Raw genomic sequence first — 3074 nt, 5'->3', positions numbered from 1 at the left:
TGGCCGGCCGGACCGTCGACATCGCCGAACTGCGCCGGCGCCTGCAGCGGAGCCTGCCGAGCTACATGGTGCCCGGGGCGTACGTCGGGCTCGAGGCGATGCCGCTCAACGCGAACGGAAAGCTCGACCACCGTGCCCTGCCCGCGCCTGGCCACGAGACACAGTCGGAACTGCGCGTCGTCACACCGCGCACGGTGGCCGAGCGACGGATCGCCGTGGTGTGGCGCGATGTGCTGGGCCTCGACGTGGTCGACGTGCACGAGGACTTCTTCGTGCGGGGCGGAGACTCGATCCGCGCTGTCGCCCTGATCGGCGGACTGCGCAGGGCGGCGCTCGACCTGTCCGTGCGGGACGTGTTCCAGCACCGCACCGTCGCCGCGCTGGCGGACATCGCCTCGTCCCGTGCGACGCTGTCGGGCGCTCCCGTGTCGGTCCGGCCCTTCGAGCTGATCTCCGCGTCCGACCGGGAGGCCCTCCCCGAGGGCGTCGTCGACGCCTACCCGCTCTCCCAGGTCCAGGTGGGCATGCTCGTGGAGATGCTGGCGGACGAAAGCCGCCGGTACTACCACAACGTCAACGTCTATCAGGTGCACGACGACGCCCCCTTCGACCCCGAGGCCTTCACGCGGTCCGTGACCGAGGTGGTGCGCCGCAACGACGTGCTCCGCACCACGGTCCGCCTGACCGGCTTCACCGTGCCCATACAGCTCGTGCACGCGCACGCCGACACCCCGGTCGGCCGGCGCGACATCAGGGACCTCGACGCCGACGAGCAGCGACAGGCGATCAAGCGGTACGTCGCCGACGAGCGGGCCCACCCGTTCGACCTGGACGAACCGATGCTGCGGGTGTTCGCCCACATCAAGGCGGATCACGAGTGGTCTTGCGCGTTCACCCAGACCCACGCGGTGATGGACGGCTGGAGCAATCAGCTGCTGCTGATGGACCTCGTCGCCGTCTACCGGAGCATCCGGGACGGGCGGCGGCCCGAGTCCGCGGAACCTCCCGCGGTGCGGTACGCCGACTTCATCGCGGCCGAACTCGCCGCCGTGGAGTCCGCCGAGACCGCCGCGCACTGGCGCGAACTGGTCGAGGACCACGCGAAGCTCGAGCTTCCCAGGGGGTGGCACGGGGACCTCGCGCAGCCCCCCGAGGTGGTGCGGACCGGCGCCTCGTACGGTGATCTGGAGGTCGGCCTGCGGGCGCTCGCGAGGGCGGCGCACGCGTCCCCGAAAGGCGTCATGGTCGCCGCCTTCCTCAAGGTCATGAGCCAGCTCACCCACGAGCCGAAGTTCCACGCCGGGGTCGTCACGCACACCCGCCCGGAGGCCCTCGGCGCCGAACGGCTGTACGGGAACTTCCTCAACACCCTGCCGTTCGCCGCCGATCGCACCGCCCGTACCTGGACGGAGCTGGTACGGCAGGTGGCCGACCGGGAGACCGAGGCCTGGCCGCACCGGCACTACCCCATGCCGGCCATCCCGCACGCGACGGACGAGCGCCTGGTCGACGTCTTGTTCAGTTATCTGGACTTCCACGAACTCGACCCGGACGTCGCCGACGACGGAGGCGGTTTCAACGATGCCCCCAACGAGTTCGCCCTGCGGATCACATCGATCGGCGGCCGCCTGAGCATGAGCACGAACACCCACGTGCTGTCCCAGGACAACGCCGAACGCATCGCCGCCATGTTCCGTGCGGTGCTGACGTCGATGGCGGCGGACCCGAACGCGGACGCGCGGGCGACGTTCCTGCCCGAGGGGGAGCGCGAGCGGCTCCTTGCCGCCGAAGGGGACCACGTACCGGTGCCGGAGCCACGGCGCGTCCACGAACTCCTCGAGGCCATGGCCGCGGACCGGCCGGACGCCGTGGCGTTGGACACGGGCTCCGCGCGGTTCACCTACGCCGAACTGAACGCCCGGGCCAACAGGGTCGCCCGCCGACTGCGCGCCCGCGGTACAGGCGCCGGGTCCCTGGTCGGCGTCTGCCTGCGCCCCGGACCGGAACTCGTGTTGGCGGTGCTCGGCGTGCTCAAGGCAGGGGCCGCCTACCTGCCGCTCGACCCGGGGCGGCCGCCTGCGCTGCTCGAAAAGGTGCTCGCCGACTCCGCCGTACCGCAGGTCCTGGCCGGACCGGACCAGGCGCCCCTCCTCGCCGACCGGTTCACGGGTGACCTACTGGTGACCGATCCTGCCGTGGACGGGGGGCCGGACACCGACCTCGGCCTGCCGGGACAGACCGACGACACGGCGTGCGTGCTGTACTCCCCTGCCGCGACGGGGGAGCCGCAGGGCACCGTGCTGTCCCACGCGAGCGTCCTCGGACTGCTGCGGACAGCGGACGACCGCTGCGGGTTCGCCGGGACGGACGTCTGGGCGCTGGACGGCTCCACCGCCCCCGACGTCTCGCTTCTCCAGCTGTGGGGGGCGCTGCTGCACGGGGGAACGCTGGTCGTGGTGCCCGACGAGGTCACTGCGGACCCCGAGCAGTTCCTCGCGTTCCTGGAGGAGCGTCGGGTGACGGTGCTGAGCCGGACGCCCTCGGAGTTCCAGCCGTGCGTCGCGGCCGTCACCGGCACCGATCGCCGGCCGGTGCCATCGGCGCTGCGTACGGTGATCCTCGCGGGCGAACACATGGATGCGCAGGCCCTGCGGCCGTGGGCGGCGCACATCGGCCTGACGCGGCCCACGGTGGTGGCCCTGTACGGCGCTCCCGGGACAATCGGCTGCACGACGGCCCGCGCACTGAACGGACCTGGGCTCGGACCGGACGACTCTGGGACGGTCGGCCACCCCGCGCCCGGCCGGCGGATCAGAGTGCTCGACGAGCACGGTGCGCTGGTGCCGGCCGGGGCCGCGGGCGAACTCCACGTGGTGGGAACCGCGCTCGCCGACGGGTTCCTGAACCGCCCCGCGCGCACCGCCGAGCAGTTCGTCCCGGACCCGTTCGGCCCCGCGGGCAGCCGTGCGTACCGTTCCGGTGAGCTCGTGCGCCAACGAGCCGACGGCTCGCTTGAGTTCCTGGGCCACAGGGACGGTCACCTCATGGTGCGCGGCCACTGGATCGCCCCCGCC

At 72.2% G+C, this 3074-nt stretch carries 1 protein-coding gene; it reads left to right on the top strand.

What is annotated here, in order from left to right; translation table 11 throughout:
- Nucleotides 1-3074: AMP-binding protein (locus tag KN815_RS03720; RefSeq protein WP_216340132.1), on the top strand; the 3074-nt coding region annotated here is incomplete at both ends.

This window comes from Streptomyces niphimycinicus (assembly GCF_018883605.1).
Classification (GTDB): domain Bacteria; phylum Actinomycetota; class Actinomycetes; order Streptomycetales; family Streptomycetaceae; genus Streptomyces; species Streptomyces niphimycinicus.
Note: the sequence above shows the minus strand (reverse complement) of the source record. Positions and strands in the feature narration are given on the sequence as shown.